The organism is Ktedonobacter sp. SOSP1-85 (genome assembly GCF_016587415.1).
GTDB lineage: Bacteria > Chloroflexota > Ktedonobacteria > Ktedonobacterales > Ktedonobacteraceae > Ktedonobacter.
On the sequence record NZ_BNJI01000001.1, the window covers coordinates 3,622,878 to 3,647,600 of the forward strand.

Genomic DNA, 24,723 nt, shown 5'->3' on the forward strand with positions numbered 1-24,723 from the left:
TTTTTGCCTATCGCTGGAAGAAGAGCCGAAATGAGTAGATTGACTATACAGCAAGAAATATTCTCCATCCTTGGTATTAAAGAGCCAGTTTTGCTTGGAGAAGGTTCTGAGAGCCAGACCTATGACTATACTGCGGATAAGGTGGCCAAGATCTATAAAGGACCGGTCGAGCGGGATAATCTGGACCATCTGTGCTCTATCTATGCATGGCTGTCCACTCATCATCTCCCTTTCGCCGTGCCAGAAATTTATGCTAGTGAGCAACATGAGGATACAATTTATCTTGTAGAGAAAAAGCTAGCAGGCAGGCCTATTAGCGCGGTTTATGCTCAGCTACAGATGTACGAGAGGCAGCGTCTGCTGTCTAATTATCTTGAGGCTGTAAGACACTTGCAAGGGGCGACTCTCCCTACACAACCATATGGAAGCATCTTTCATGCCCCAGGACAGTCGCCAGTACCATATCAGAGCTGGAGACAGTTTTTGCGGGAAACGGCCCCACTTAAATTGCCACAAACACAGGATGATCTGCGCCAGGAAGGGATTGATGTCGCACGCTTGCTAGAGACGTTTCTCCAGGATATCGAGAATGTGCCTGATACTCCCGAGAAAAACTTTGTGCATGGCGACTATTTCTTTGGCAATGTGCTGGTCGACGACGAACTAGAGATCTCCGCAGTACTCGATGTTAGTTGGTGGAGCGTGGTGGGCGATCATCTTATGGATATCGCCGGCGCAGTAATGTTTCTTGACCTCTATGAGTATGTAACGCCTCAAGAGATTGCCTCTCTGACCCGGCAGGCCCTGGCGCTATATGGCCCAGAAATCCTTACCGCGATACGTGTATACGGGGTCTATTATAGCCTACTCCTCTCTGACTGTAAGCTATTCGATCCCGCCGCGTATAGCTGGAGCATCAAGCGCCTGCGCGAGTATATGCAGTAAATTGCGAGAAATGATGGAGTGAGGTAGCTATGCGAGCATTACTACAGCGTGTTAGCCAGGCGAGTGTGGCGGTTGAGGGAGAGATTGTGGGTGCGATTGGTGGGGGCTTGCTGATCTTGCTGGGCGTGGGCCAGGGAGATGGCGAGGCCCAGGTCAAGACGCTGGTCGAGAAGATCGTGAACTTGAGGATATTTGGGGATGCCGAGGGTAAGATGAACCGCTCCTTGTTAGACGTGGAGGGCGAGGCCCTGGTGGTTTCGCAGTTTACGCTCTACGCAGACGCGCGCAAGGGACGGCGCCCGAGCTATACAAATGCCGCGCCGCCCGTGCTTGCTGAGCCTCTGGTAGAGCGCTTCAAAGAAGGGATAGTGGGCTACGGCGTGAAGGTAGCGGGTGGCGTCTTTGGTGCGCATATGCAGGTGCAGCTCTGCAATACAAATTCTCCCAATTGGTGCATCTGGTGTTATAATGCCACCCCTTGCTGCGTATAAATTCATGATCTGAATAGGAAAATCTTTTCGCTCCAACGAGTCTATCTCCTGACATATCCCGTCTGCTTAGCCCAAGTAGGCGGCAATGTTCCACAATGGCGTTCCATCCTCTGTCAGGAAGTAAAGCCATAAGTTCATATCGAGGCATAGTCTCATAGTGTTGTTTTACAATAGCGTCTTCGCTTTCTGTCCACGCATGCTTATATCCCACTCCACGAACATAGTACATTTCTTCTCTTCCCCATTGCTCGTGTAGCCATAATACTTCCACTCTCATCCAATGAGTAGACATCGTTTCTATGATTACCTCTTTTACCAGGAAGTTAATTAGTGACCGCCTCCTTTCAAAAGAATAATCAGGCCATGAAGCTGCGAGCTTCTTAATTTCTTCGTCAAGTGAGCCTAAATCGCTTTCCGCCTTTTCTTCTATCTCACCCTTTGTCTTCGCCAGTTTTATTCTCTCTATTTCGAGCGTTTCTATTTCCTCTTCAATTAATTGCTTTCTCCTCTGCTTCAACGTTTTCTTTACTTTGTCGCCTGTTTTCTCTGCGTCCTCTATCTCTACTTCTATCTTCCCCAAAATGCGTGTTAAGCCTGCTTGCTCTTTGTCAACGTCGAGGATTGATTGCTCTATCTGAACCAGCCTTTTTTGCCTTTCCTCTCGTTTTTGTTGGGCCTGTCTTTCATATTCCGCTATGTCTTCCTGATTGCTGCTAGTCTCATGCGCATGCTTCATGAGACGGTCAACAACAAACGTGTCTAGTTCCCCGCCAGGTATCACAGCATGGTATTTGTAGTGCATCAGTGCTTCGCTCTCTGGAGATTTGATGATATATGATGGTACTCCTCTATTAGGGTGCGTGAACACTTCCCCATAATTTGATCTGATTCTGAACTTGAGCAACCCGAACTCTTCCTTAGTTTCAGAGTGAAAGTATCTTCTGACTTTTTTCTCTTTTATTGGATTGCCGTCAAGGTCAGTCGCTGCAAGAGGATAGTAACAAAGGTCAAATAGCTCCCGGTCTATGATTGGGTCATGATCGATAATTTTCTCACCCTTGCTGTTACGTCGTATCACTCCTTTGATAACTCTATAGCCAATATCACTAGGGTCAGTAAGCATGTTGATAATAGTTGCCTTATCTCTCGGACTATATCCCCCACCTGGATATTTAGTCATGCAGAACTTATTAACGTTCCTCTGATCAACCCACGACTCGAACTTGGGGAAGATCATAGGTGACTCTCTGAGTCTTTTAAATAAAAGGTTAATATCACAGCCTAATTCTACGAACAACCTTCGTAGCTCGTTCTTTTTCTCAGCATGAGGCCAGTATGGAATGAGCTTTTTATATGTTGGGCTATCTTCGTCTCCGTCCACGATGAAACCTGTAGGTATGTTGCCCCAACCCGCCCACTCTCCACCGTGCCAGGCTGCTCTGTATTTTGCAGGAAGCATCCAGCCTTTGGTAGTGACTCTAGAGAGAAGTGGTAACATAGAGGTCAGGAGGACTGACCATGACACCGACACCATCCCTGCCAGCATGCCCCAACCCTGCATGTGAACAGCCCCACGTCATTCGCAATGGCAGCAGCAAAGGGCGACGGCGCTACCAGTGCCGTGGATGTGGCCGCTTCTTTGGTGAAACGGAAGGCACGCCGATGTATCGTCTCCATACGCCAGTCGCCGAGGTGGCCCAGGCGCTCCTCGTTGTGATGCGTCGGGGAAGTCTGCGGGCGGCAGAAGAGATCACGGGCCACAAGTATGAAACGATTGGCCAATGGGTGCGGCGGGCAAGCGAGCATGCGGAAGCCTTGACGGCCATCCTCACGCAGGACCTGCACCTCTCGACGGTCGAAATCGACGAGTTTTGGTCCTTCGTGCACAAAAAAACGGAGCCCCCGACGAAGTTGATGCTGGTGAACGCTGGGGATGCCTCGTGCAAGATCGCCCCAGCCGCTTCATTGCCGCCTGCGCCACAGGACGCATCGGCGACGATCTCATCGAGCGAGCGGTCACCCTCACGGTAGCGCGTACGCAGGGTCGTCCATTGAACTGGTGCAGCGATGGCTGGCGGGGGTATCCCGCGATCCTCACTCGAGCCTATCGTCAGCCTGTACGTTCGGGCCAGCGCGGTCGGCCCCCACTGGTCATCCCTCCACATGTGTGCTTGACGCAGACCATTAAGCATCGTGATGAGCATGGGAAACTGCTCTCCATTGAGATCCATGCCGCTTTGGGCGAGGCGATCACCCAACCCGGAACCGTCCATATTGAGCGGGTCAACGGCATGCTCCGCGATCGGCTCAATGCCCTCACTCGCAAGACGCATGCCTTTGCCAAACGTGATGTCACCTTCGATGCCTTGATCCATCTGCAGCTCTTTGAACACAACTGGATACGTCCCCACCGGGCATTACGTCTTGCGAGGTCCTCGACTCCACAACGATATCAGCGCCGCACTCCTGCCATGGCATTGGGTCTCACCGATCATCCCTGGTCCTTCACCATGTTCTTGGTGACTTCCTTACATACCACTTCTCAATAGAGTCACTACCCAGCCTTTGACATGCCGCTTAATAAAGTCTGCCGCTTCTTTACACTTCCATCGAAACATTTCTGTTAAGAAATCGTCTCGAAAGTCGTAGATCATCAGGTAGGGAGAAATGACAACGACAACAATATCATGCTGCTTGCACTTGTCAATAAACTGATTATAGTAAATCTGCGTCTCATCGCGGAAAAGCCGACTTTCCTGATAGCAGATGACAGAGCCATGATCGAATTTTCCCGCGTCTATATCGTCAAACAACCTGAGCATATCGGGCCGCTGATCTGGGCGGAGTGTTCCACTTAACCCGAAGTCAGAGAAGTAAGGATAAAAATCTTTATCTTTCCATCTCTGCTCTATTGCCCACTTCCTGATATCTTCTGTCTGCATTTCTCTGCTCTGAGTTTTGTCCTTTTTTTCGTCTTTTGCGTAAGAAGGTGATCGCCTCGCGTAAGCCGCCGTGGGCTTATCTGTGCGCAAGGTTGGTCTAACTTGTTCGTTATTCTGGTCTTCTGGCATTGGTTGGAATGCTCTCATGATTATTTACCCTCTTTTGCTTACTTCCTGGTTGACCTGCTTGTTTTCTTCTACTTGGATGATCTAAGAACAGGTTGATAAGAAGTCTGTAGAAAACTTCACGTTCTTTGCTGTTCATACTTCTGCACTCCTTGCTATAGGGAAGCTGGTTAAACTCTGCGCTTCGATTATAGCATAAGTGCATAATTAGCATCTTGATAAAAAACATATCTATACATAATCGTTATATACTGTTTACTAGCTTCTCAAGCTATATGAGAATGGCATTACATACGGATTATGTATCCTCGCGTTTTTGCTCCTGCTCGCTTTCTCCTGCGAAAATTCGTCGGCGTGTGCAGTCTGGGTGTAGGGTTTCCCAGGGCGCACGCAGGAGCGGTTGGGCAACACTGCGCGTTCATCAAGCATCCCCGTCTGCTCTGTTGAGGCAAGACGCACGAGCCACGATACTGTGGGGGCTGTCTCCGCTACGGCTTGTACCATGCTGCTGTTTCCTTTCGGCGCTTAGTAGGTAATGAGCAACAAACGGATATGGTCAACGTCTGGAAGGGTCGCGTCATTGGAGAAGGACACCGATTGTACGCCTGGATGAGCGAGTATGAGGCTCTTGGCCTGGGCTTGGCTCTTGCCTGCAATGCTGGCTCTGATGCGCTCCTGTTCGGCCTGAGAGAACTGATACACCCATGTCTGTGTCCCTGTCGCCTGGATGGTCGTTGTTCCCTGTGTAGTGGTCGTGATGTGAGCGTCTCCGCTTGGTGCATATTCGGTTCCTAGCTGCTGCCTTGCCTGGGTAGTAAGAGTCTGGGTAAGCAAGGTTTGTAGGGCTTGCGTCTGGTAAACGATGCCTGTACACGTCTCGTCAAGCGTGACTTGTACACTGGTGGTCTCCTCTCCTGGCTGGTGGTTGGCGCTCGTCTTCTGCTGGCAGTGCAACGGGGTCACAAGTGTTTCGGTACTTTGCACCTGGATTTGTAAGGCTGCGGTGGTGCTCTGCTCAAGGCTGGCTTTCAGGTTTGCGCTTGCGGTGTCGAGGTCATGCTGTGTCACCGTCTGGTAATCGCGTGCCTCTTGCCCTCCGCTAAAAGCTCCGTTGACTGCGGAGATATTGACACGACAACAAGGGCCATAGATCGCGCCTGCCTTGATGTTGCCTGCTGGTCCTGCCTGGGTCGCGTGTGCGCTCATACTCGCTTGCCCAAAGGTGGGAAAGTTTGCCGGGCCTATACTCACATCCTGGTCGGTAATTGCCTGCACCCCGTTGGCAGCGGTGAGCAGGGTTCCTGCTGGTATGGTCTGGGCATAGGTTGCGCCATTATAGAAGGTGATGTATCCGTGGGCGCTCTGGGCGTCTTGGTGCGCTTTCCCGGTCGTGGGAATGGTGCGCGCCTGGCTCATCGTGACGGTAGGAAGTATTCTTCCTGGCACCTGGCTGTGCGTCTTGTTGGTACTCTCTCCAATGGTCATAGTCAAGCGGGTTTCTAGCGTGCGTGAGACTGGCACAAGCGTGACGGTGGTGGTTGCCGTCCAGAATGGCATCATGTACAACAGACACCCTACAACAAGCGCACAGGCGCAGAGAATGAGGCTGAGAACCATAAGGGGGCGCCTTGCCCATGGTAACGGGCCTCTGCCTCCTGGTTGTGGCTCCTGGTCGATGGGTGGAACACTTTCAACGACGTTAGCGGGTTCCTCTGGCTCCTCTCGTGGGTAAATGTGAATCTCAACATCCCATTGCTGGCGGTTGGGGTCGTATTCCTGGTTGGCTTCAATGTGGGGGATATCATCTGTGGTATGTGCCTGCTGGTTCTGCTGCTGCTGGTCAAGTTCGTGTAAGAGCTGGTCAATGTCATTGTGTATCTGTCGGTCTTGCATGGCTTCCCTCCAAGAAGCAAGGGAAGAGGTACATCATGGTGTCACTCTTCCCTGAGACACTAGGCGTTTGTGGTGCCATCCCACGGCGCTCTACAGGTGTCGAGCGGTCCAGCACTCAAGGTCATGTAGTAAACGATGTCTTGGGTGTGCTCGTCGAGCTGGTCAAAAAAGCTCTGAGGGACGGTTCCCCGCCAACGGATGACGATATAGCCATCTCCTGCCGGGTTCGCTTTTCCATACGAGACAAGCACCGCCTGAATGGGGCGCTCGGCCTGAAAGCTGGTTTGAAAGTCGAGGGCAAGCGTCGCGGTGATGCTTTCAGAACATGCAATGACCACATATTCATCCTCTCCGCTAAAGGTGACGCCCATCAACTGATTGACTCTCTGGGTCAACATCCGTATGGTTCGGTGTGTTCCCCTGGGGTCGTTCTCCTGGGGATGCTGTGGCTGCTTCGCCTGGATGGGGTACGCTGGTGTGACGATCACTTGTTCACCTCTTTCATGGGGGTCGCGCTAAAGGTGTCGTTCTCGTTCTTGAAGGCGACGCTTTGCCCTCCGACTGAAACAATCATGTCGGGTTTGCCGTCTCCATCCAGGTCTTTGAATGCCACCTCTGCTGGGGTCACGTCTTGCCCCCACCCAAGTAAGTTCAATCCAGTTTTATATAGGTGCGTTTTGCCTGGATCGCCTGCCGCGATTTCAATAACCAGAATCTGACCATGCAGATTGAGCACAATAAAATGTGATGGGTTCGCGCTCGTGTCATGATTATGCCCCACAACGGCGTCTGTCTGGTAGGTGCGGGGGCGTCCATAATGTAAGTCATCTTGCCATCCTTGCAACGCCTGTTGTCCCATGTTAATACCAAGCCATCCCCCAACCATTGCGAGGACCACGGCTCCTCCATAAAGGGACCAGCGAGGAATGTGAAACGGCCTGGGCATCCCAACGGGCAAGAGGGGCGGCGGCTCGTGCTGCCTCTCTTGCCTGGGTTGGTCATGAACATGTATCTTTACCCGGCGCGTTGCCTGCTCGTCCGTCTGGGTCTGGGTTGGTGGGTAGGTTGGTTGGCGTACCACGCTGGTACGGGTGCGGGTGTCATACAAGGCATCTTCGTCTATATGCTTCTGGGTGTCGATCTCCTCTCGGCGTGCTCTCGTCGCGCGATTGCCACGGGTTGGCGTCTCGACCGTTTCCAGGTTGAAGCGATAGCGAGAAGGGCGCATTATCGTTCCCTCCTCTCGTCGCGTGCGAGTTTTGGGACGTTGGCTTGTTCCTCTCGCTTCTGCACAGCATATGTATAGAACTCTTCGTTCCAGCCACAGACATAGCCATAGCGCCAAATTGCCGGGCGTAGGGTGTCGTACATCGCCCATTGCAGGGCGTTCTCGACATCCTGGGCCACGATCTCGCGCTTTTCAAAAGCCAGGGCAATAAACTCGGCGCGTCCTGATTGGACGCCATTATGAAAGACGGGATCAGCACAGAGAAGAATGCCATCAATACCTGTGTGTTTCGTCTCGTCTGTCAGTCTGGGGGTATCTTCTGGATGGATACCGCACGAGGTACCGACGCGCTGACGTGAGGCGTCTTGCTGCTGCATCTCTCCATAGAGGTGATAGGTGATACCCGTTCTCGTGTTCTTCATGCCGTTTTCTCCTGTTGCTCCCCCAGCCGCTTGAAAGCAACAAGAGGGAGCCTGCTATCAGTTAGATATGCTTCCCACGAATGTAGTTCAGGGCTTCTTTGGATGTCATAAGACCGTCTTTTACAGCCTGTTTCGCTTCACGAATGCTGGTTCGGTCTTTATGGCATGGGCATGAGGGAGAATAACAATACGAGTTCTCCATGCTATGAAGAGGATTGTCAACTGTGAGGACAACTATCTTAAAGTTATCCCCGTAGGATGTGATGGCTTTGTCTGTCCTTGACATGTGGAATGCTCCTTGACAGAACGTCCACCATGAGGTATGTATCCCCATGGGAACATATCACTGGGTTAAAGAGGCTCGTTGGTGTTCCCATACTGGCTCTCGTCGGCAAACGGGAGTCAGTTTTTATTACCTCCTTGTTTCCTTAATCGCACTCATAAACTATCAAGCATTAGCTTTTTTTAGCAAGAAAGAGCTAAAAAAAGCTAATATTTGATAAAAGTATATGCTATTGCGTTCTTTAAGTCAAGCAATTATTAGCAATTAAAAGCAAATAAACGCACCTTATTTGCTTTCAAAGGTCGAATATGATAATATTTGCCAAACTGTAAAAATATGTGAGGGCCAACATGACAAAATTTGAGGAGCTACGGACTAATGCGGGGCTGACAATTACTCAGCTATCTATAGAAGCCGATGTTTCAAGGGCAACTATAGAGAAAATAGAGAAAGAAAAACCAGTTAGAGCGCCTTTAGCCGCTCGCGCTTGTACTGCGTTAAGTAAGCATCTTGGTTATCAAGTAACTTATCAAGAGCTTAATATCAAGACGGTTCGCTAATATTTTTTCGTTTAGATCTGGTATTTTTTAATGCATACTCATTATGTAGCCGCAAAAATATTTACATATAGATTCTAGATGCTGATGTAGCTTGACAGGCTGCGGCACGAGAAACGTGTGCAAGAACTATGTAATGTGGAGGAGCGGTTATCTTGCTTACCCCGCAAGCGGGGTAAAACGCTGGGGGGGGCAACACTGTTACATGAACGTGAAAAGGCAACAAAGGTCGTCGTTCTGGAGCACACTTCCCAGCACTCTTGCCTATGTGCCGATGCAATCCTCCTCATCGGCATTCCGCTGTTGTCCTTGCGCCATCGTACACGCGCTAACCACGTACAGTAGCCAGGCACTGAGGGAGACAAGCGCCCTCCAGCATCCTCATGGGATGCAGAATCTAGCAACTGCCTTGGCTCGCTGCGCTCAGAGGGGGAAGGGGGATATGCGTGAAAAAACGCCCGTTCTCCACACACACCGCTCATCCCCCTTCGCAGCTTCAGCGCGAAGGGGGATGCTCTGATGTAAGACGCGCTTCCTTGTGAAGTATTCCAGGTTGTGGTAGTATTTTCACCAGGGAAAGAGAACTCCATCCTTTCCACGAGCAACCGTTCCTCGTAGACGCCTTCTTTTGAGTGCAGAAGCAGCGGACAGTGACGCGGCAGCAGGGAGTGCGGTCTATGCTGAATAAATATGAACGCGAACGGGTTGGCAGCACCTTTTCTCTAGAGAAAAAGAGCATCTACCAGATTGCCAAAGAAGAGGGGGATAGCCACCAGACTATCGAAAAAGCACTCTTTGATCCCTACCCCAAACCGTATCACCTCTTCCATCCGACGCCCGCCCCAGTTGTTGGTCCCTACCAGCCACGAAGAGAAGCGCTCTTGAACCAGCATGAGCACATGCCTCGCAAACAACTCTGCACCGCCCACGGAGCAAATAGAGCCGGAATTCCCCAATGGGAGAAGAGAGGAGCTAGTAATGACAATGGACAGTCCCCTCGCTGCGATCTTTTCGCTTCTACTCCTGATCATCGCGTTCTTCTACCTGTTCCGGCTCGTTGGCTGTCGGACACAGATCCACCCCTTTGACGCAGAAAACGAAGTGGGACATGGGCTCATGGCCATCGGCATGATGGTCATGCTCGCGCCTACGGATTGGCTTTCACCAGATATTATCCGCTGGAATGTCATCCTGTTTGCGCTTTTCACTCTGTGGTTCATCGGGCGTCTCTTCACGCGAAAACCTCTCCTTGCCATCATGCTGCAAACGCCCGGAGCACATTCCACAGTGCGGGCCGATGCTCTTCATGTGCTTATGCATGGTGGCATGTGCTATATGTTTCTGCTGATGAGCAGCATGGTGTTGAGCATGACACAACCCGCACTCTATGCCAGCTGCATCTTTTTTGTCGCTTTTGCATTCCTCATTCTTTTCTACGGGCGAGAGATCTCCAATGATCTTCACGCCGCAAAGATGGATTGGCTGCAATGTAGCGCAAACATTGCCCATGCGCTCATGAGTGGGATGATGTGCTGGATGTTTCTCGACATGATCTCCATGACGATAAGCATGGGGAGATCGTGATCCCCAGTTCGTTTTTCCCCATATATTCACGCCATCCGAGCGCGCCATACAGGTGAAACAAGAGCTTTCGCCTCATCGACAGGAATGTCTCGAAAGATGTATACTGAAGAAAACAACCTTGACCTTTGGGGTGAGATCAGCGTGTGAAGAACGATATCCTTGTTCTTCTTTCCTGCGCATGCAACAGGTCTCCACCAACAATATACTGTACAGGTTGAACCATAATTCCTCCGTATATCTACCTCTATAATTTCACGCTAAAAGAGGTGTGGATCCAATCCTCCGTACCTCACCTCTCAAGTAGGGTTGCCTGACTAAAAAATAGGGATTTCTCCTAATAGACAGCGATGAGCGGCCCTCCTACAATAGAGGATGCGCCATTATGAATAGGACAAAGCTCAAATGGGCTGAGGTCTCTTATTTTCTATGCACTGATGGTACACAATAGACCCTTGCAGATGGCAAGCAGACGGGAGTAGATGAGTGAAAGGTAGGTACATTTTATGCGCAAACGCTTAATAATAGGTAGTCTGGGGGTGCTGGCAGCGCTCCTAATGGCACTTATCCCCCTATCCTCCGCCTCGGCGCACGAGATGCGTCATGTAGGCAACTATACCTTTATTGTAGGCTTTCTCAATGAGCCCGCCTATACTGGCAGTCAGAATGCGATCTCGCTAACTGTCTGTAATGGCAAGACTTGTGAGATCGCTGGTGGTGGGGATGACGGCCCGGTCTCCAACCCGGTCAACGATGTGGATAAGAGCCTGAAGGCGGAAGTGAGTACGGGAGGTTCCGCGCCCCTGGCTCTCAGCCTCCAACCTGTCGATGGCGCGCCCGGCAAGTATACCGCCGATTTCATTCCAACTCAGACCGGCGATTACACCTTCCACTTCACCGGGACGCTCAATGGTCAGAAGATCGACGAGAAGTTTACTAGCGGTCCCAATACCTTCAGCGAAGTGGCGCAAATTAGCTCGTATCCTGCCAGTAAGGGAACGACAACGCAGGGGCGCAATGATATCTCCTCCCTGCAAGCTCAGATTCAGGATGCGAAGAATACCGGCATCCTCGTTGGCTCGATTGGCACTCTAGTAGGGCTTATTGGTCTCGGTACAGCGGTCGTCGCATTGCGCCGCCGTCCCGCCAGCGGTACCCAATCAGACGAAAGCCTGCGCGGCTAAACGTTTTTAGCCGCAAACCGTCTGTCATCAGAAGAGGTAGTGAGCAGCTAAAAAGGGTCTTTTTTCGTCCCCACATCCAGGCCCTTGAGTATGAACGGACCGGAATGCAATGCTAAGTGCTTAGCATTGCATTCCGGTCCGTTCATACTCAAGGGCCAACACGATCTTTCCCCCATTTCGGTCGTGCTGTCCGATGATCACGATGCTGTGCGGCAGAGTATGAAAATGTCGCTAAGTTTGCAACCAGAGATCCAGGTCGTGGGAGAGGCGCGGACCGGCAGAGAAGCGATCGAGCAAACGCGGAAACACCACCCACAGGTGGTCGTCCTGGATATCAGCATGCCCGATATTGGATGGATTGGAAGCCTGCACACACATTCATGAACGTCAGCCAACGACCAACATACTCATGTTGACCAACCACGAGAGCGAAGCGTATTTCTTCCAGGCGTTACGTGCCGAAGCAGCAGGATATCTGGTCAAAAAGACTGTGCCGACAGAGCTACCTCAGGCGATTCTCTCGGTTGCTCAGGGGGGAGCGTCTCTCTCCCAGCCTGGCTTCAGCACTGATCCGTGTCTATACCACCGTGCCGCCTATCCAGGAACCAGCCACGGGCAATGAGGAATCAATGGCTCAAGCATTGCGTGTGCTCTCCCCGCGTGAGCGAGAAGTGCTCACGCTCGTCGCCGAAGGCCATACCAACCAGGAAATTGCCGATCAGCTGGTGATCAGTATCAAAACGGTGCAGGCCCACCGCGCTCATGTCATGAAGGAGCTCGGCCTAGTACACATTACGCAACTGGTGCGCTTCGCCATTCGCCATGGCTTGGTCCCGCCTGGTTTCTGAGCACAGGCGAGCATCTCGACCCTCGCAGATCTCGGGACTAACGTTGACCTACGCATCTCCTGCACATTCGTTTTGTCTCCATGATCCTTTTCCTCCCCTTCCTGCGCGCCGCATCAATGGGCAAACCTTTTCTGAGGCATGCGTTTTTTGTACCATTTTTGGCATGTCCGGGCGGATTGCTTCACACGTCACGAACGTTAGCTCAAGACAATAGGCAGAAGAGCAGAGAGCGGAAACCCACATGAGGGGCAGGATTCCACAGGCACGAAGCTCTTTGCCCTTTCAGTTACTCTAAAAAGAGAACCATCATGCGATGAGGAAAAAAGCATCCCTCTTGGTACACACATAGAGAGAAAAGGGGGCGTATCAGAGGGTGAGCATGTCTTTTCCTCATCCTCGAAAGAAAAGAGAAAAAGGGGTTGCGATATGACGATGAAGACGCTTACCTATCAACTGAAGGGAACAGTGTTTGCGGCGCAAGCCTGTTCATGCCCATGTAATCCATGCGCCTGTGGAGATCACTGTACCTGTGAGGGAGCCGAGGCCTATCTTGGTCCACGTTGGCGCTTTGTTGGTGATCAAATAGAGTCTGGCACGATTGCAGATGTGGATGTTTCTCACCGTCTGCTCCTTAGCCTGGCCCAGAATCGGAATGAGCACGATACCAACTGGCATGAAGTCGTGCTGATTGATGACGCAGCAACTCCCGAGCAGATAGACATGTCACTTGATCTCTTTGAACGGCGCCAGGGCAGCGAAGTCGCCCATCCTGAGCGCGTGCCTTCCATCCAAAGACCAGTCTATCTTGTGCCTATGCACATTCACAAGGTTCAGGGACGAGACTTCTTGTCTGTCACCTTCTCGAGAGAGCGTAGTCGTCTGGTGCGTGGGAAGACACCCACTCCCTTCTTTCAAGAATGGACCTATAATGGACACATTGCCGCTCAAGAACCGTTAGATCGCTGGGGCGAGAACGTCAGAAGAGGTTGACATTAGGGTCATCTGAAAACAAGAGCCTCTCTCGCTGATGGTAAACAGTGTGTTGTCAGGGATACGTGCTCTTGTTCTTTTCTAATTTAGGAACGACTGCCCTTATCCTGGTTACATGGAGGCCCCTGATTCCACATTTGGGACCTCCGTCGTTCAAGCCTCTCGCAAAATAGGTCAAGACCATACGAGCTTCTAGCCACGTAGGCTTTCGGCAGACTCTTTCGCCTCCTGACCAATGCGAGATCTACGTGTAAAGGCAAACGCCGCCAACGCGACCCCAACCACGCCAATCACGATACCGACAATACCTAACGTTGCAGCCGTCTGCGCACTGTTTTGTGTATCTTTGATCTGTTGGCTCAGCGCGCTCGTATCAGCGCTTGCGCTCACGTTCTTCGTGGTCGCGGGATAGGCTATGATCTGCTGCACCTCACTAAAACCATTGGGGCTACTCGTAAATTTCTCATCGATCTTCTGCCCACTCAGTGTGCCGTAAATGTGGAAGGTATATGCACCTGCGGTTGTGGGCAGAAAGTAACCAGCATACTTGCCCGGATTGGCCCAACGCGGTTCCAATGACAACGCTAGCGGTTGCGCGCCTCCCTGAAGGACCTCAGCCTTCAGCGCCTGTTCGGCGTTCTCGACCGCATTGGCCACCACCTTCTGCCCATCCTGGGTTGTATAAGTACAGGCATCGCCATTACAAATAGTCAAGTCCAGACCATTTTTTATATTCGCATAGGCTGGTTCATCCAGAAAACCAATGACAAACGTATATTTTCCAACATGGCGTTTCTCATGGGCGAACGCCGATTGCGTCGTCAGAACCAGGGCACATAGCACAACCAGACAAACCACGACGCTTACAGCGAATTTCTTCTTCATCAGAAACTCCTAATTATTATAAATAACGGTGCTCTGAGAGGATGAAAAACGCAGCATTCCCCCTGCCTGCACCTCGAAATAGACCTGGCGTACAAGCTTTTGGAACAAGTACCCCTCTATCATAGAGCAACCTCTGAGAAATGTCATTGGGAGGTTTCCCTATCTTTCCCTCATCTTTCCTGTAGGGTTTATATCGTAGACAGCAGAATATTATTGAGTGAGAGTGGCAAGCCAGAAAAGCTATCCCAACCTCAGCTTTCTCCGTCTTCTTGCTTACCCACTTTGTGGGTCAAACCGTTGGGGGTGCGACACCTCCACATCTACGCGACAAGGCAACAATCGTTGGCTTTGGAGTAGCATGGACGTATGTCATTCACCTCTGAAAAACTTGGTATTGAAATAAAGCTAGAGGAAGTTTGTCCTTCTAAGCATTTTGTTCAGGAAAGCGAATTTCCTCTAGCTTTAGTATGGATGCTATGGTTTGTAAGGGTTTTGATCTTATAGTAGATCCTAGATGTTAGTTCTCCCGCACTTTCCGTACTCAGTAAAGGTGCTACGAGAGTAAAACCGCCTGGCAAAGCGCTAGAAGCTTCTCAATCTTTGCTCTGATCGCCTTTCGAGGGTAGAAATCGTGCGTGGTAGGACGCTTCTGTACCCTTGGTGTCAGGTCATTTGAATTGCTGAGTACAGAAAGTGCGGAAGAACCAAAATACTTGACAGACTCACCTGCGATGCCGCCACCGTTGCGTTGGGGTCTGCTGGAAAGGTTGGGTATGCTCGCCCTGTGTTCGCCGTCCGCAGTTGCTGTTAGTGGTGAATACCTTCCTCAATGTCGGGTGGCTGCCATCTTATGCTATACTGGCCTTACAAAAAGTAGACTGACTGAGGAAACATATGAGAGCATTATTGCAGCGAGTAAGCCAAGCCAGTGTTACTGTGGATGAACAGATTATTGGTCAAATAGGTCGGGGATTGCTGGTGTTGCTGGGAGTAGGGCAGGGTGATAGCGAAGTACAGATAAAGACATTAGCTGATAAAATTGTCTATTTGCGCATATTTGAGGATGACGCAGGCAAGATGAACCGTTCGCTCCTAGATATTAGTGGTGAGGTACTGGTAGTTTCGCAGTTTACGCTTTATGCTGATATGCGGCGTGGGAGGCGTCCTAGCTTTACGGATGCTGCCCCTCCAACAACTGCTGAGCCGCTAGTTGAGCAGTTCAAAAACGCGCTTGCTAGCTATGGGCTTACCGTCGCCAGCGGTATTTTTGGTGCCTCTATGAGCGTCGATCTTCGGAATGAGGGTCCTGTCACAATAATGCTTGATAGCAAGGAATTGTAAGCTACTCTAGCTAAGAGTATGGAAGTAAAGGGATTTACTAGCTTTGTAAACAGTAAATCCCTCTACTTTCTGCTAAGCAGCTTTAGGTTTCATCAACTCGCGCAAAGCGAAGATAAGCTCTCTAATCTCTCGTCCAGAAACTCGAAACAGGTCTTCTGGACAATGATGGACCGGTAACCATCTGGCTGGATAGTGCGGAGCTGTAAGGAGGGCTGCACAAATTCTGACTGCTGTAGGGAATTCACCGAAATCGCCGCAGGATGCCCCTGCCCTTTCAGGCATGGGGAGGAATGCGGCGTTCCTTTGTAGGTGGCTTGGGTGAGAGACACCGTAGACAGCTTTTTCATCTGCTCCTTTTCTATTGGCAGGTAGATGAAAACCATGATATACTCTAAAGTATGAAAACGGTGTTAACAGCGAAACTCAAATTGAATACAACACCCGAGCAATTCAAGGCATTACGTGAGACACAACTGGCATATCGTGATGCTCTCAACTATGTCAGTACATATGCCTTTGAGAATGGCAAGATGAGTAATGCTGTTCGTCTGCAAGATGGCACGTATGATGAGATTCGCCTCCGTTTTCACCTTCCCTCACAAATGGCCTGTTCTGTTCCTCGCCAAGTTGGAGCCACTTATAAAGGCTTATGGACAAAGGTGAAGAACAATGCTGCTCATCGTAAGGCAGGTCTCACCAAAAAGCGGTACAAAGGGCTTGATAAGGCTCCTACGTTTCTCTCCCCCACGTTGACCTACCAGTATAAGAAGGACTACACGTTCAAGAAAGAGCAGCACGTGAGTCTTCTCACTCTTGAGGGACGGGTCAAGGTTCCCTATACTGGCTATGACAAGCACGTGGCATTGATCCAGCGTGGGACGGAGATAGGTGCATCGAAACTCTGGTATGACAAGCCCAAGAAGCAGTTTTACCTGCTCGTCACCCTGGAAGTGGAGACGGCTGATCCTACCCCAGAAACGCACAAGCAGGTCGTTGGCGTGGATGTGGGGATGCGATACCTTGCCGTCACGGCGACGATGCAAGGCGATTGCACCTTCCATGCTGACATCTCTCCTATTACCAGGTCTCACCACTACGCACGATTGAGAAAGCGTCTGCAAAAAAAAGGCACTCGTTCCGCGGCGAGAAGGCTCGTCGCCATCAGTGGACGAGAGAGACGGTTGAAAGCCAACGCCAATCATGTCGTGAGTAAACGGATTGTTACCCACTATTCTCAAAGCTTGATTGGACTGGAGCATCTGACAGACATTCGAGAGCGGACCAAACGACGGAAAGGCAAACAAGCCAGTGCCAAACAGCGAAAAGCCAATCGTACCTTCTCCAAATGGGCTTTTGGTGAGTTGCATGCGATGATCGCCTATAAAGCGCTCTTGCATCAAAGTATGGCAATCAAGGTGGATGCCAACTATACCTCGCAGTCTTGCCCCAAATGTGGGCACACCTGCAAAGAGAATCGTCCTTACAAGGGCTTGCTCTTTGTCTGTCAGAATTGTCAGTACACGCTCCATGCCGATCTGGTTGGCGCGAGGAATATTGCGATGCGAACGCTTCTTATCCGGCAAGACTGGATAGGAACGGGCCTCTTGTCAGTACGCCCTGATGTGTCGGACGATGAAGCCAAAGCAGCACGCCTGAAAAGGTATGCTGAGTTGCGGTGGAGTTCAGACACAACTCCAAGCCCTCGGCTTTAGCCGTAGGGTACTGACTTGTGAACTTGCATCTTTTTGCTGAGAAAAGACGTGGAAAACATGGGTGCGTGTGCGGGAGAGGTCTTCATATTATAGTTCTGGTTTTCTCGCAAAAACTATGCTTACTTCTTATCCAAAACCCTGAGCACGCTTGTCCCCGAATGGGGGAAGCGCTAGTCATCCCCATTCGGGGAAAGGCGAGAGTGACGCGCGCCCCCGAATGAAGGTTGGGTTTTCGGAATAAGAACTTAATGGGCATGAGTGAAGGAGCACAAGCATGTCAGTGACGCCATCTTCTACGGTTGTGGGAGTTTTTCGGGACCGTTCCCAGGCCGAGCAGGCCATTGAAGGGCTGTATGGCGCGGGCTTCGCGCATGAGCAGATTCGCTTCTCCGCGCCGGGAACAACGGGAAGCTTCTTTCAGGATCTCAAGAGTCTATTCACAGGGAATGACACGACAAGCAGCACGATTGCCAGGGATCTCAATGGTCTGGGTTTCTCGGACGATGATGCCCTGTATTACGCAAGTGAGTATAGTAATGGAAATACTCTGCTGACGGTCCAGTCGCCGGGGCGAGAAGAAGAGGTTCTAGGGATCTTGCATCGCTACGGCGCGTACAATGTGCGCCCGAGCACATCTTTCGCAGATGATAATACAGGTAATGACGGTCAGCCTGCGGCTGATGATACGCAGGCGAGCGACTATCCCGTCGGCGAGCAGGATATGGGGACAATCGCATATCAGCAGTCCGCTACAGGTTATGCCGAGCCTGGAAAGGAAGAAGGTTTCTATCAGCAGCCAGAGGAATCGCAGGACGTGAATGCAAACGCTGAAGATAGCGGCCATGTGCGTCCTTTTGAGAGCGCGGCGGATGAGACGCCCATAGGTGATTATGTGCCGAAGGTCGACAACTATGATGCTGAGCCAGAGGAGCAAGCTAGCGAGCAGAATGTGGATGAAGGCATAGTCGAGCGCGAAGCAGAGGAAGATTCTTATCAGCAACCTGAGGCGGGCACCGCTGAGCAGCAGTCTCAGGCGCCAGACGTGGCACAACAGGATGCAGCTTATGCTGAGCATAAAATCGAAGATGTTCAATATGATAGTACCGAGGCGTACACCTCGCGCTATAACACCGAGCCTGACCTCTCGCAGTTAGAGGCGCCTGCCGACGAGAATCCGGAGACGCAGGGTACGACGACCCCAGCGACCTGGGGTGGGGAGACGCCTGCGCAAGAGGCCGCGACTGAGGGCACGACCTCCGCGCAGGGTACAGGCTATGAGGATGCTTCGGTGGGAGCAGCTGTAGCTGACCAGAATGGAGCTTATCAGGTCAGCCAGAATGATGATGTTACGGCGACACATGCTGCGCAACTCCAGCGTTATCAGCAGCAACTTCAGGCGACCCAGCAGCAGCTCCAGGAGGCCAAGTCACGCCTGCAACGTGCCAAAGATCACGAGCAACAGCTGCAGAGTGTCAAACAGCAACTGGCAGAATTAGAGCAAGAATTGCAGGCCACCCTGGCCGAGCTAAACGACACCCACAGCCGTATCAACAAGTATCAATAGATATAAAGTGCGAAGTTGCGGAGCTAATTATTAGCCCCGCAACTTCAATAGCCCCCAACCTCGCTCAACAGCGAAACGTACGCGATGAAGTAGTTCGTCCTCTATGCGCCACAGATTTTCATGATACCTTTGAATGAAGCCTTGCATCTCCTCATTGTGTTCTTGCATCCAATAATCGAAAAGCGCTCGTTCCTCCATGTGGAATTTTTCTCCATTGGGTTGCCAGGGGAAAACAGTTTCTATGTGCTTTACCATTTGGGGATCAATACGAGTAATGTCGATGCTCCAATCTTTTGACCTCCCATCGCGTACGCAGCAAGAAACAATGGATTCCAGGAGCGGTGTGTCACGTGTGCGGAGATGGAGCAAATTCTCAGTTTCTTCATAAGTAATGAAACTTGAGATATTCTGATTGACGGTTGAAGGAAAATTGCGCGGGGTATCTTGATTGTAGTACTTATCTGTTGTGGCAATTAATGGAAGCTTTTGGGCCAGTTCAGGAGGTGGAAGTTGGTAGAATGCTGACCAGAGTGTTCGTGTCTCCTCATCGCGTTCGCAGTACTCTTCCCACAAGTGGACACCTTCATTCCAGATAAAGGGATAGCCTCCCCATATCCCTGTAATTTTTATAAGAGGTGGTGGTAGCTCACAGCAAAAAGTGCTAAAGACATGGCTATGTAGCAGATTGCCATACTTGCCAAGGGTGCGCATGGTTTTGCCTTCAAGGGAGGGAATGATCTGGGCCATATGTTGCCAGATATCGCAGGGCGTTCCCTCTTTTAAGCTACGCAGGGTCTTGGCGTCGAATAACCCCTGAAAATTGCGGTGAGGCTTGAGAAGTGTTTCAACATCCTCACCTGTAAGCGGTATAGGACATGTATATCTCGGGGTAAAAGCAAAGTTTGTGGCCTTTTGTAGCAGTGTCTCTAATGGTCTAGAATCGCCTAGAAAGGCCTGTTCGAAGGCTGGCAGAATCTCTTGCACATAGCGATTGTAATCAAAGGGAATGTAGTCGAGCCAATCAGTAGACATCGCTATTGTTCTCCTTGCTTGTTGTCGGGTTCGTGTCTAGGGATTAAGCAAAAGATTATCAGAACATGCGGTAATAGGTAGTTAAAAGTAGAAATCTGCGAGGTGAGCGCTTTGTATTGCAGAGATGAGTATCCCTGAGCGTACGTATTCTGCATAGAGTGCGACTTGAATCGCCAGGAAGTCGCTGAAGTGGGCGTAGACGCGCCTGAAAGGGTTAAGCCGCCAATCGCGCCGATGTGTATAGATAGGGGGATTATCACCCTCCGAGGTACGGAAGAAGGCGAAGCCCTGCTCAGCCTGGAAAAAGAAAACGAAGGCATCTTCAGATAAGACGGCGGAGCTGGCGTCTTTTGCCAGTAAATCATGGGCTGCTTGCTGAAAGTGAATAAATGAGGGGTAGAAGCAATCCAGGTGGCACATAAAGTCACCCGCGCCATGACCCATCCAAGCAAGGAACTCTGTGTAGACTGCTGGCAAACTGCGCTGGATCGCTTGCTCAAGCAGGGTTATTTCTTCTGGTGAACAGGGTACGGCTTTTATGCCTGCCTGCCGATCGAGCTCTTGTAATTGCATCTTTTCCCTGCCCAGGTAGGTTAGACCCGCTTGCCTTTGTGATATTCCAGACAGGATAGGGAAGATAGTGTCTCCACATAATGGAAGGTGTTTTGCCAGGCGCCAGTTCTGAAACAAGATGGCTCTTATTGGTTGAGGGAGCTCTTGCTTGGCGATAAGCTGGCGGAATATTGCCTCCAGCTTATCGTCCTCCTCAGCTAGAGATGGCGAGGAGTGATATTCCTGTTCAAAGTACGTGAGCAATATATTTGTATCGCAGGAGAAGATACTGCCTGTTGCAGCGGTGAGACTTGTATCAGCAATTTGTATCTCAGGGATGCTCAGGGCTAGGCGCACTGTTGCAGAGATGTCCAAATGAAGTTGTTCGGCAACTGTATGTAGCTTTTGATATTCCTGGTGCGAGAGAATGATTTCGACAATTACTGGTTTGTCTTCCTCAATGAAGGTGTTACGTTTATTTTGTCGCTTGCACTCTTCTGTGAATGCCTGGACAGAGATGTGGAATCTGTCAGTAGCCAGGAGGCACGTGCGCTGCTCGCGACTTGACTTCTCAAGGAGCATAACCAAGGTAAGTAAGGTGTGAGCCAGGTAGGTATTGTGCATATAGTCATACTCTTCAGGCGAGAATTGAAGGGAGAAAGAGATGGTCTTATAAGGGTCGCGTGTGTGACATTGTGAGCAGTAACCGGAGGGGGCATCGTCGAATGGGTGATTGCAGTTGCGGCAACCCTGGTCCCGGTCTTCGAGAAAGCTAATGTACAAAGTGCGCTCATTATCGTATATCGAAGAGCGTTGTTGATCCTCGTATCCATGTTGCTCAAGCCAGAGCACTTGCTCCATCGTCAAAGCTGTATGCTCGGGTTGCTCAAAGAGGATATAGTAGGAGGTCATGCGGAGGAAACGGCCCTGGGATTGACGCAGGGGGAAGGTATCGCGGAGTTCGGTGAGTATGGCTTTTGCCTCGGCCTCGCTTTTGCCGGAAGGTATGGTGATTTGTAAGTATGGCATACTTTTACTCCTGCAACACAAGTTTGTTTAGTAGGAGGATCTTTTTGCATGGTTAAAAAGCGGAAGAGGTTTTCTCAGGTGCCTCTGGCTAGTACTACTAGCAGTCTACCTGCTATTTGACAGTGCAAGAAGGGGCCACGTATACTACAAATGCTGAAGTTTTGGCCGATCAAAATACCAGATGGGATATGCTAGCATGTTGAGGGCATAGAATCGAACCCTCGCGTGTTCTATATAGAAGAGCAAGTTTCTGGGAACGTGTTTCGAGGAGATGGGCATGGAGGGGCGGTCATCATAGTAAGGATGCGCCCCGTATTTTTATGTGCTCTTCTCCCCGAGATATCTGGGGGTCTGTGTACGTGATGCACCAGAGAAAGTCCATGCAAGCATGGATCCTACAATGTTTCTGGTGTATCAGAAAGTCCCTCACAGGGATTTTGGGAAAGAGAGAAGGATCAGAGAGTGCTTACGGATAGCCATACGCATATTGATATGTCCCGCTTTCAGGAGGATCGTGAGGCGGTTATTCAGCGCGCCATCAAGGGCGGTGTGACACGCATGATCGATCCAGGCTGCGACCTGGCATCCAGCCGGGCGGCGCTCCAACTGGCGAAGGAGCATCCAGGTGTGGTCTTCGCGGGCGTGGGCGTGCATCCGCACGATGCTCAGAGCTATACGCCTGAGGTAGAGGCTGAGCTACGTGAGATGACCAGCGAGCCGGAAGTCGTTGCCATCGGCGAGTTCGGGCTGGACTATTTTCGTATGCTCACCCCGCGTGATATTCAGCGCGAGGTCTTCTGTGCCCACCTGGAGCTGGCCCGTCAGTATGACCTGCCCTGTATCATTCATGTGCGCGATTCACATGAGGATGTGGTAGAGCTGTTGCAGGCCCATGGTAAGGGGCTGCGCGGTGTCTTCCACTGTTTCTCTGGAACCGTTAAGCAAGCTGAGGAGTGCCTGACCAGCTTCCCCGGTTTTGTCCTCTCTTTCGCGGGTCCCCTCACCAAACAGGGAAATGAGCTGCCCGAAGTGGCGCGTATAGTTCCCCTGGACCGGGTGATGGTGGAGACGGACAGCCCTTATCTCATTCCCAAGCCAGAGAAAGGGAGGCGTAACGAGCCCCTCTTTGTCAGGCACACGGCACAGAAACTTGCTGATATTCGAGATATGACGCTTGAGGAAATTGCTCAAATCACCACACAGAACGCTATTCGCCTGTTCTCTCTAGGAGCTATAGATGAAGCTATTTAATACGCTGACCCAATCCATTGACCCTTTTACCCCACTTAAGCAAGGCCAGGCCACTATCTATGTATGTGGCGTCACTCCATACGATACAACCCACCTGGGGCATGCCTTTACCTATGTATCCTTTGATACGCTCATTCGGTACCTGGAGGCGCAGGGGATCACCGTGCGCTACGTACAGAATGTGACCGATATTGATGACGATGTATTGCGCAAGGCCCGTGAGCTGAATATGGCCTGGGACGAACTGGGACGCCGCGAGACGGCCCGCTTCCTGGGCGACATGGACGCTCTAAACGTTCGTCGCCCCGATGTCTACGCACGCGCCACCGACGCGATTCCTGATGTCGTCGAGATCGTGCAGGACCTCGTTGAGAAGGGCCTGGCCTATGTGAGCGAGGGTTGCGTCTTCTATAGCGTGAAGCAGGACCCCGACTTTGGTACCCTTGGGCGCGCGATTGGCCTCAATGACTACCAGTCGATGCTCAATGTCGCCAATGAGCGTGGTAATTTTCCCGAGGATAAGCGCAAGCATGATCCCCTGGACTTCGTGCTCTGGCAGGCCCAGGCACCCGGCGAGCCCGCGTGGCCCAGCCCCTGGGGTCCGGGACGTCCCGGCTGGCACATAGAGTGTAGCGCCATGTCGATTCGCCACCTGGGTCAGCAGATCGACATCCATGGCGGCGGCGCCGACCTGGCCTTCCCCCATCACGCCTGTGAGATTGCGCAATCCGAGCACTATACCGGCAAGAAGCCCTTCAGCCAGTTCTGGATGCATACCGGGATGGTGTACCAGGATGGCGAGAAGATGAGCAAGTCGCTGGGTAACCTGACGCTGGTCAGCAACCTGCTCAAGACTTATTCACCAGATGTGATCCGCGTGACGCTTCAGAGCCATCACTATCGTCAGCCCTGGGAATGCACACCCGAGGATCTGAGTAAGGCGCAAGAGACGATTGAGCTCTTCAAGCAGGTGCGTCGCCTTGTGGGTGAGGAGAGCCATGGCGAGGACGCACAGGTTCGCGCCCTCTTCCAGCAGGCCATGGAGAACGACCTGGATACGCCTACAGCCGTCTCGGGACTGCGCGAGGCTGCCCAGACCGTCATCGCCAACCGTGACCTCAACGCTGGCGCGGAGGTCATCCGCCAGGCCCGCGTCCTGGGCCTATGCATCTAACATAGAAGAGAACGAAGAAGAGGAGGCTCGCGCGCGCAAGCCTCCTCTTCTTCGTTCTCTTCTATATGCCTATTAATGGAATTATGGCCTCAAAGTCATAGGTATAATACATTTCGTGCTCATTATATTTTCATGTGTACGTATACTGAGTTAAAGAAACAACATATGTTGTAGGGTGGAAAGGACAATTTGTTGATGAAAAAGTGGTTTGTTTCTTTGTCTTTTGTGCTGGCTAGCGTGGCGCTGGTGGCTGCACTTGCCGTTGCTGTAGTTGGTTCGCCGCTCAGTGCTTCAGCCTACTCAAATAACTATTCGTATAGTTTTACCAATCACGCAAAGATCGCGAATAGCTATGCGATGGACACTGGTGATGCGAAGTGGACGCTTACCTCCCGCTCATGTCGCCAGGGGTATACCATGACGGTTGCTGTGAGGCGGATGGCCCTGCTGGGGCTTGATCCCGAGGTGCAGAGATTGGTGGTTCCCGAGTGTGGAGGTACCTTCGAGACCCATAATACGCCTGGCAAGTACTACCTTGTGTTGACCAAGCCCTATGATGGCTTCCTTGTACAGGGGGCAGGCGTGGTACGCAGCCTGAAGAATCAGCGCTAAGGAAATAGGTAGAATAGATAAGTGGTGTGATAGACCCTGACAGCCTGCGGTTGTCAGGGTCTATCACACCACCTCTCTATA

Annotated in this window: 28 protein-coding genes; 18 read left to right on the forward strand and 10 right to left on the reverse strand. The window is 51.3% G+C overall.

The annotated features are described in order from the left end of the window. Positions 1-30: 30 nt before the first annotated feature. The 4 genes from KTE_RS15105 to KTE_RS15120 all read left to right on the forward strand — a co-directional run bounded on the left by KTE_RS15105 (position 31) and on the right by KTE_RS15120 (position 3,985). Positions 31-945, forward strand: a complete 915-nt coding sequence (locus KTE_RS15105) for a phosphotransferase family protein (protein WP_201382221.1) — start codon at positions 31-33, stop codon at positions 943-945. A 29-nt stretch (positions 946-974) separates the two neighbouring features. Beyond that, positions 975-1,436, forward strand: coding sequence for a D-aminoacyl-tRNA deacylase (dtd, locus tag KTE_RS15110; RefSeq protein ID WP_201382223.1), 462 nt, complete (start codon positions 975-977; stop codon positions 1,434-1,436). 1,518 nt (positions 1,437-2,954) lie between these two features. Further along, positions 2,955-3,467: an IS1 family transposase gene (locus tag KTE_RS15115; protein ID WP_201382225.1), complete on the forward strand. Its 513-nt coding sequence runs from the start codon at positions 2,955-2,957 to the stop codon at positions 3,465-3,467. After that, positions 3,377-3,985: a hypothetical protein gene (locus tag KTE_RS15120; RefSeq protein ID WP_236600410.1), complete on the forward strand. Its 609-nt coding sequence runs from the start codon at positions 3,377-3,379 to the stop codon at positions 3,983-3,985. Before KTE_RS15115 ends, KTE_RS15120 begins: the two co-directional genes overlap by 91 nt. Here the strand turns inward: KTE_RS15120 and KTE_RS15125 are convergent. The 7 genes from KTE_RS15125 to KTE_RS15155 all read right to left on the reverse strand — a co-directional run bounded on the left by KTE_RS15125 (position 3,965) and on the right by KTE_RS15155 (position 8,047). Then, positions 3,965-4,525, reverse strand: coding sequence for a recombinase family protein (locus tag KTE_RS15125; RefSeq protein WP_201382227.1), 561 nt, complete (start codon positions 4,523-4,525; stop codon positions 3,965-3,967). The genes KTE_RS15120 and KTE_RS15125 overlap by 21 nt on opposite strands. Beyond that, entirely contained in the window at positions 4,488-4,643 is a 156-nt protein-coding gene (locus KTE_RS15130; RefSeq protein ID WP_201382229.1) for a hypothetical protein, read from the reverse strand. Before KTE_RS15130 ends, KTE_RS15125 begins: the two co-directional genes overlap by 38 nt. A 119-nt stretch (positions 4,644-4,762) precedes the next feature. Further along, positions 4,763-5,008, reverse strand: coding sequence for a hypothetical protein (locus KTE_RS15135; RefSeq protein WP_201382231.1), 246 nt, complete (start codon positions 5,006-5,008; stop codon positions 4,763-4,765). Between the two features lie 21 nt (positions 5,009-5,029). After that, positions 5,030-6,397 (reverse strand): hypothetical protein, encoded by a 1,368-nt coding sequence (locus tag KTE_RS15140; RefSeq protein WP_201382232.1) that lies wholly within the window; start codon positions 6,395-6,397, stop codon positions 5,030-5,032. A gap of 59 nt (positions 6,398-6,456) precedes the next feature. Continuing rightward, positions 6,457-6,885: a hypothetical protein gene (locus KTE_RS15145; RefSeq protein WP_201382233.1), complete on the reverse strand. Its 429-nt coding sequence runs from the start codon at positions 6,883-6,885 to the stop codon at positions 6,457-6,459. Beyond that, entirely contained in the window at positions 6,882-7,625 is a 744-nt protein-coding gene (locus tag KTE_RS15150) for a hypothetical protein (RefSeq protein WP_201382234.1), read from the reverse strand. The genes KTE_RS15145 and KTE_RS15150 overlap by 4 nt, the downstream gene beginning before the upstream one ends. Next, positions 7,625-8,047 (reverse strand): hypothetical protein, encoded by a 423-nt coding sequence (locus KTE_RS15155; protein ID WP_201382235.1) that lies wholly within the window; start codon positions 8,045-8,047, stop codon positions 7,625-7,627. Before KTE_RS15155 ends, KTE_RS15150 begins: the two co-directional genes overlap by 1 nt. A 633-nt stretch (positions 8,048-8,680) precedes the next feature. Here KTE_RS15155 and KTE_RS15160 point away from each other — a divergent pair. From KTE_RS15160 to KTE_RS15195, 8 genes are all read left to right on the forward strand, one after another. After that, positions 8,681-8,890: a helix-turn-helix transcriptional regulator gene (locus KTE_RS15160; RefSeq protein WP_201382236.1), complete on the forward strand. Its 210-nt coding sequence runs from the start codon at positions 8,681-8,683 to the stop codon at positions 8,888-8,890. Positions 8,891-9,564: 674 nt separating this feature from the next. Then, the gene (locus tag KTE_RS15165; RefSeq protein ID WP_201382238.1) at positions 9,565-9,975 is read left to right on the forward strand and encodes a hypothetical protein; all 411 of its coding nucleotides are present in this window, start codon (positions 9,565-9,567) and stop codon (positions 9,973-9,975) included. Continuing rightward, positions 9,866-10,471: a DUF5134 domain-containing protein gene (locus KTE_RS15170; protein ID WP_201382240.1), complete on the forward strand. Its 606-nt coding sequence runs from the start codon at positions 9,866-9,868 to the stop codon at positions 10,469-10,471. The genes KTE_RS15165 and KTE_RS15170 overlap by 110 nt, the downstream gene beginning before the upstream one ends. Positions 10,472-10,974: 503 nt before the next feature. After that, on the forward strand, positions 10,975-11,652 hold the full coding sequence (locus KTE_RS15175) for a hypothetical protein (RefSeq protein ID WP_201382242.1): 678 nt from the start codon (positions 10,975-10,977) through the stop codon (positions 11,650-11,652). Positions 11,653-11,742: 90 nt separating this feature from the next. Beyond that, complete coding sequence (locus tag KTE_RS48860) at positions 11,743-12,036, forward strand: response regulator transcription factor (protein WP_255552894.1); 294 nt, start codon at positions 11,743-11,745, stop codon at positions 12,034-12,036. Then, positions 12,011-12,274: a response regulator gene (locus KTE_RS49585; protein ID WP_374226811.1), complete on the forward strand. Its 264-nt coding sequence runs from the start codon at positions 12,011-12,013 to the stop codon at positions 12,272-12,274. Before KTE_RS48860 ends, KTE_RS49585 begins: the two co-directional genes overlap by 26 nt. Before the next feature lie 7 nt (positions 12,275-12,281). Next, entirely contained in the window at positions 12,282-12,500 is a 219-nt protein-coding gene (locus tag KTE_RS49590) for a response regulator transcription factor (RefSeq protein WP_201382248.1), read from the forward strand. A 426-nt stretch (positions 12,501-12,926) separates the two neighbouring features. Then, complete coding sequence (locus KTE_RS15195; protein ID WP_201382250.1) at positions 12,927-13,490, forward strand: DUF1326 domain-containing protein; 564 nt, start codon at positions 12,927-12,929, stop codon at positions 13,488-13,490. A gap of 192 nt (positions 13,491-13,682) precedes the next feature. Here KTE_RS15195 and KTE_RS15200 read toward each other — a convergent pair whose 3' ends face one another. Beyond that, a complete protein-coding gene (locus tag KTE_RS15200; protein WP_201382252.1) occupies positions 13,683-14,375 on the reverse strand; it encodes a hypothetical protein in 693 nt (230 codons plus the stop codon). Between the two features lie 894 nt (positions 14,376-15,269). Between KTE_RS15200 and dtd (KTE_RS15205) the strand changes: the two genes are divergently transcribed. The 3 genes from dtd (KTE_RS15205) to KTE_RS15215 all read left to right on the forward strand — a co-directional run bounded on the left by dtd (KTE_RS15205) (position 15,270) and on the right by KTE_RS15215 (position 18,992). Continuing rightward, entirely contained in the window at positions 15,270-15,716 is a 447-nt protein-coding gene (gene dtd, locus KTE_RS15205; RefSeq protein WP_201382254.1) for a D-aminoacyl-tRNA deacylase, read from the forward strand. A 398-nt stretch (positions 15,717-16,114) separates the two neighbouring features. Next, the gene (locus KTE_RS15210) at positions 16,115-17,428 is read left to right on the forward strand and encodes an RNA-guided endonuclease TnpB family protein (RefSeq protein WP_201382256.1); all 1,314 of its coding nucleotides are present in this window, start codon (positions 16,115-16,117) and stop codon (positions 17,426-17,428) included. 274 nt (positions 17,429-17,702) lie between these two features. After that, a complete protein-coding gene (locus KTE_RS15215) occupies positions 17,703-18,992 on the forward strand; it encodes a bZIP transcription factor (RefSeq protein WP_201382258.1) in 1,290 nt (429 codons plus the stop codon). Positions 18,993-19,022: 30 nt separating this feature from the next. Here KTE_RS15215 and KTE_RS15220 read toward each other — a convergent pair whose 3' ends face one another. Beyond that, complete coding sequence (locus KTE_RS15220) at positions 19,023-20,024, reverse strand: hypothetical protein (protein ID WP_201382260.1); 1,002 nt, start codon at positions 20,022-20,024, stop codon at positions 19,023-19,025. Between the two features lie 81 nt (positions 20,025-20,105). Further along, positions 20,106-21,605 (reverse strand): SMI1/KNR4 family protein, encoded by a 1,500-nt coding sequence (locus tag KTE_RS15225; protein WP_201382262.1) that lies wholly within the window; start codon positions 21,603-21,605, stop codon positions 20,106-20,108. A gap of 462 nt (positions 21,606-22,067) precedes the next feature. Here KTE_RS15225 and KTE_RS15230 point away from each other — a divergent pair, with 462 nt between their 5' ends. The 3 genes from KTE_RS15230 (at position 22,068) to KTE_RS15240 (ending at position 24,642) form a co-directional block, all read left to right on the forward strand. Next, positions 22,068-22,856 (forward strand): TatD family hydrolase, encoded by a 789-nt coding sequence (locus KTE_RS15230; protein WP_201382263.1) that lies wholly within the window; start codon positions 22,068-22,070, stop codon positions 22,854-22,856. Continuing rightward, positions 22,843-24,030, forward strand: a complete 1,188-nt coding sequence (cysS, locus tag KTE_RS15235) for a cysteine--tRNA ligase (RefSeq protein ID WP_201382264.1) — start codon at positions 22,843-22,845, stop codon at positions 24,028-24,030. Before KTE_RS15230 ends, cysS begins: the two co-directional genes overlap by 14 nt. 195 nt (positions 24,031-24,225) lie before the next feature. Next, the gene (locus KTE_RS15240) at positions 24,226-24,642 is read left to right on the forward strand and encodes a hypothetical protein (protein ID WP_201382265.1); all 417 of its coding nucleotides are present in this window, start codon (positions 24,226-24,228) and stop codon (positions 24,640-24,642) included. Positions 24,643-24,723 lie beyond the last annotated feature (81 nt).

Coding starts and splice junctions, on each gene's coding strand:
- KTE_RS15105 (WP_201382221.1), top strand. CDS start 31: ATGAGTAGATTGACTATACAGCAAGAAATATTCTCCATCCTTGGTATT.
- dtd (WP_201382223.1), top strand. CDS start 975: ATGCGAGCATTACTACAGCGTGTTAGCCAGGCGAGTGTGGCGGTTGAG.
- KTE_RS15115 (WP_201382225.1), top strand. CDS start 2,955: ATGACACCGACACCATCCCTGCCAGCATGCCCCAACCCTGCATGTGAA.
- KTE_RS15125 (WP_201382227.1), bottom strand. CDS start 4,525: ATGAGAGCATTCCAACCAATGCCAGAAGACCAGAATAACGAACAAGTT.
- KTE_RS15130 (WP_201382229.1), bottom strand. CDS start 4,643: ATGAACAGCAAAGAACGTGAAGTTTTCTACAGACTTCTTATCAACCTG.
- KTE_RS15135 (WP_201382231.1), bottom strand. CDS start 5,008: ATGGTACAAGCCGTAGCGGAGACAGCCCCCACAGTATCGTGGCTCGTG.
- KTE_RS15140 (WP_201382232.1), bottom strand. CDS start 6,397: ATGCAAGACCGACAGATACACAATGACATTGACCAGCTCTTACACGAA.
- KTE_RS15150 (WP_201382234.1), bottom strand. CDS start 7,625: ATGCGCCCTTCTCGCTATCGCTTCAACCTGGAAACGGTCGAGACGCCA.
- KTE_RS15155 (WP_201382235.1), bottom strand. CDS start 8,047: ATGAAGAACACGAGAACGGGTATCACCTATCACCTCTATGGAGAGATG.
- KTE_RS15160 (WP_201382236.1), top strand. CDS start 8,681: ATGACAAAATTTGAGGAGCTACGGACTAATGCGGGGCTGACAATTACT.
- KTE_RS15165 (WP_201382238.1), top strand. CDS start 9,565: ATGCTGAATAAATATGAACGCGAACGGGTTGGCAGCACCTTTTCTCTA.
- KTE_RS15170 (WP_201382240.1), top strand. CDS start 9,866: ATGACAATGGACAGTCCCCTCGCTGCGATCTTTTCGCTTCTACTCCTG.
- KTE_RS15175 (WP_201382242.1), top strand. CDS start 10,975: ATGCGCAAACGCTTAATAATAGGTAGTCTGGGGGTGCTGGCAGCGCTC.
- KTE_RS48860 (WP_255552894.1), top strand. CDS start 11,743: ATGAACGGACCGGAATGCAATGCTAAGTGCTTAGCATTGCATTCCGGT.
- KTE_RS49590 (WP_201382248.1), top strand. CDS start 12,282: ATGGCTCAAGCATTGCGTGTGCTCTCCCCGCGTGAGCGAGAAGTGCTC.
- KTE_RS15195 (WP_201382250.1), top strand. CDS start 12,927: ATGACGATGAAGACGCTTACCTATCAACTGAAGGGAACAGTGTTTGCG.
- KTE_RS15200 (WP_201382252.1), bottom strand. CDS start 14,375: ATGAAGAAGAAATTCGCTGTAAGCGTCGTGGTTTGTCTGGTTGTGCTA.
- dtd (WP_201382254.1), top strand. CDS start 15,270: ATGAGAGCATTATTGCAGCGAGTAAGCCAAGCCAGTGTTACTGTGGAT.
- KTE_RS15210 (WP_201382256.1), top strand. CDS start 16,115: ATGAAAACGGTGTTAACAGCGAAACTCAAATTGAATACAACACCCGAG.
- KTE_RS15215 (WP_201382258.1), top strand. CDS start 17,703: ATGTCAGTGACGCCATCTTCTACGGTTGTGGGAGTTTTTCGGGACCGT.
- KTE_RS15220 (WP_201382260.1), bottom strand. CDS start 20,024: ATGTCTACTGATTGGCTCGACTACATTCCCTTTGATTACAATCGCTAT.
- KTE_RS15225 (WP_201382262.1), bottom strand. CDS start 21,605: ATGCCATACTTACAAATCACCATACCTTCCGGCAAAAGCGAGGCCGAG.
- cysS (WP_201382264.1), top strand. CDS start 22,843: ATGAAGCTATTTAATACGCTGACCCAATCCATTGACCCTTTTACCCCA.
- KTE_RS15240 (WP_201382265.1), top strand. CDS start 24,226: ATGAAAAAGTGGTTTGTTTCTTTGTCTTTTGTGCTGGCTAGCGTGGCG.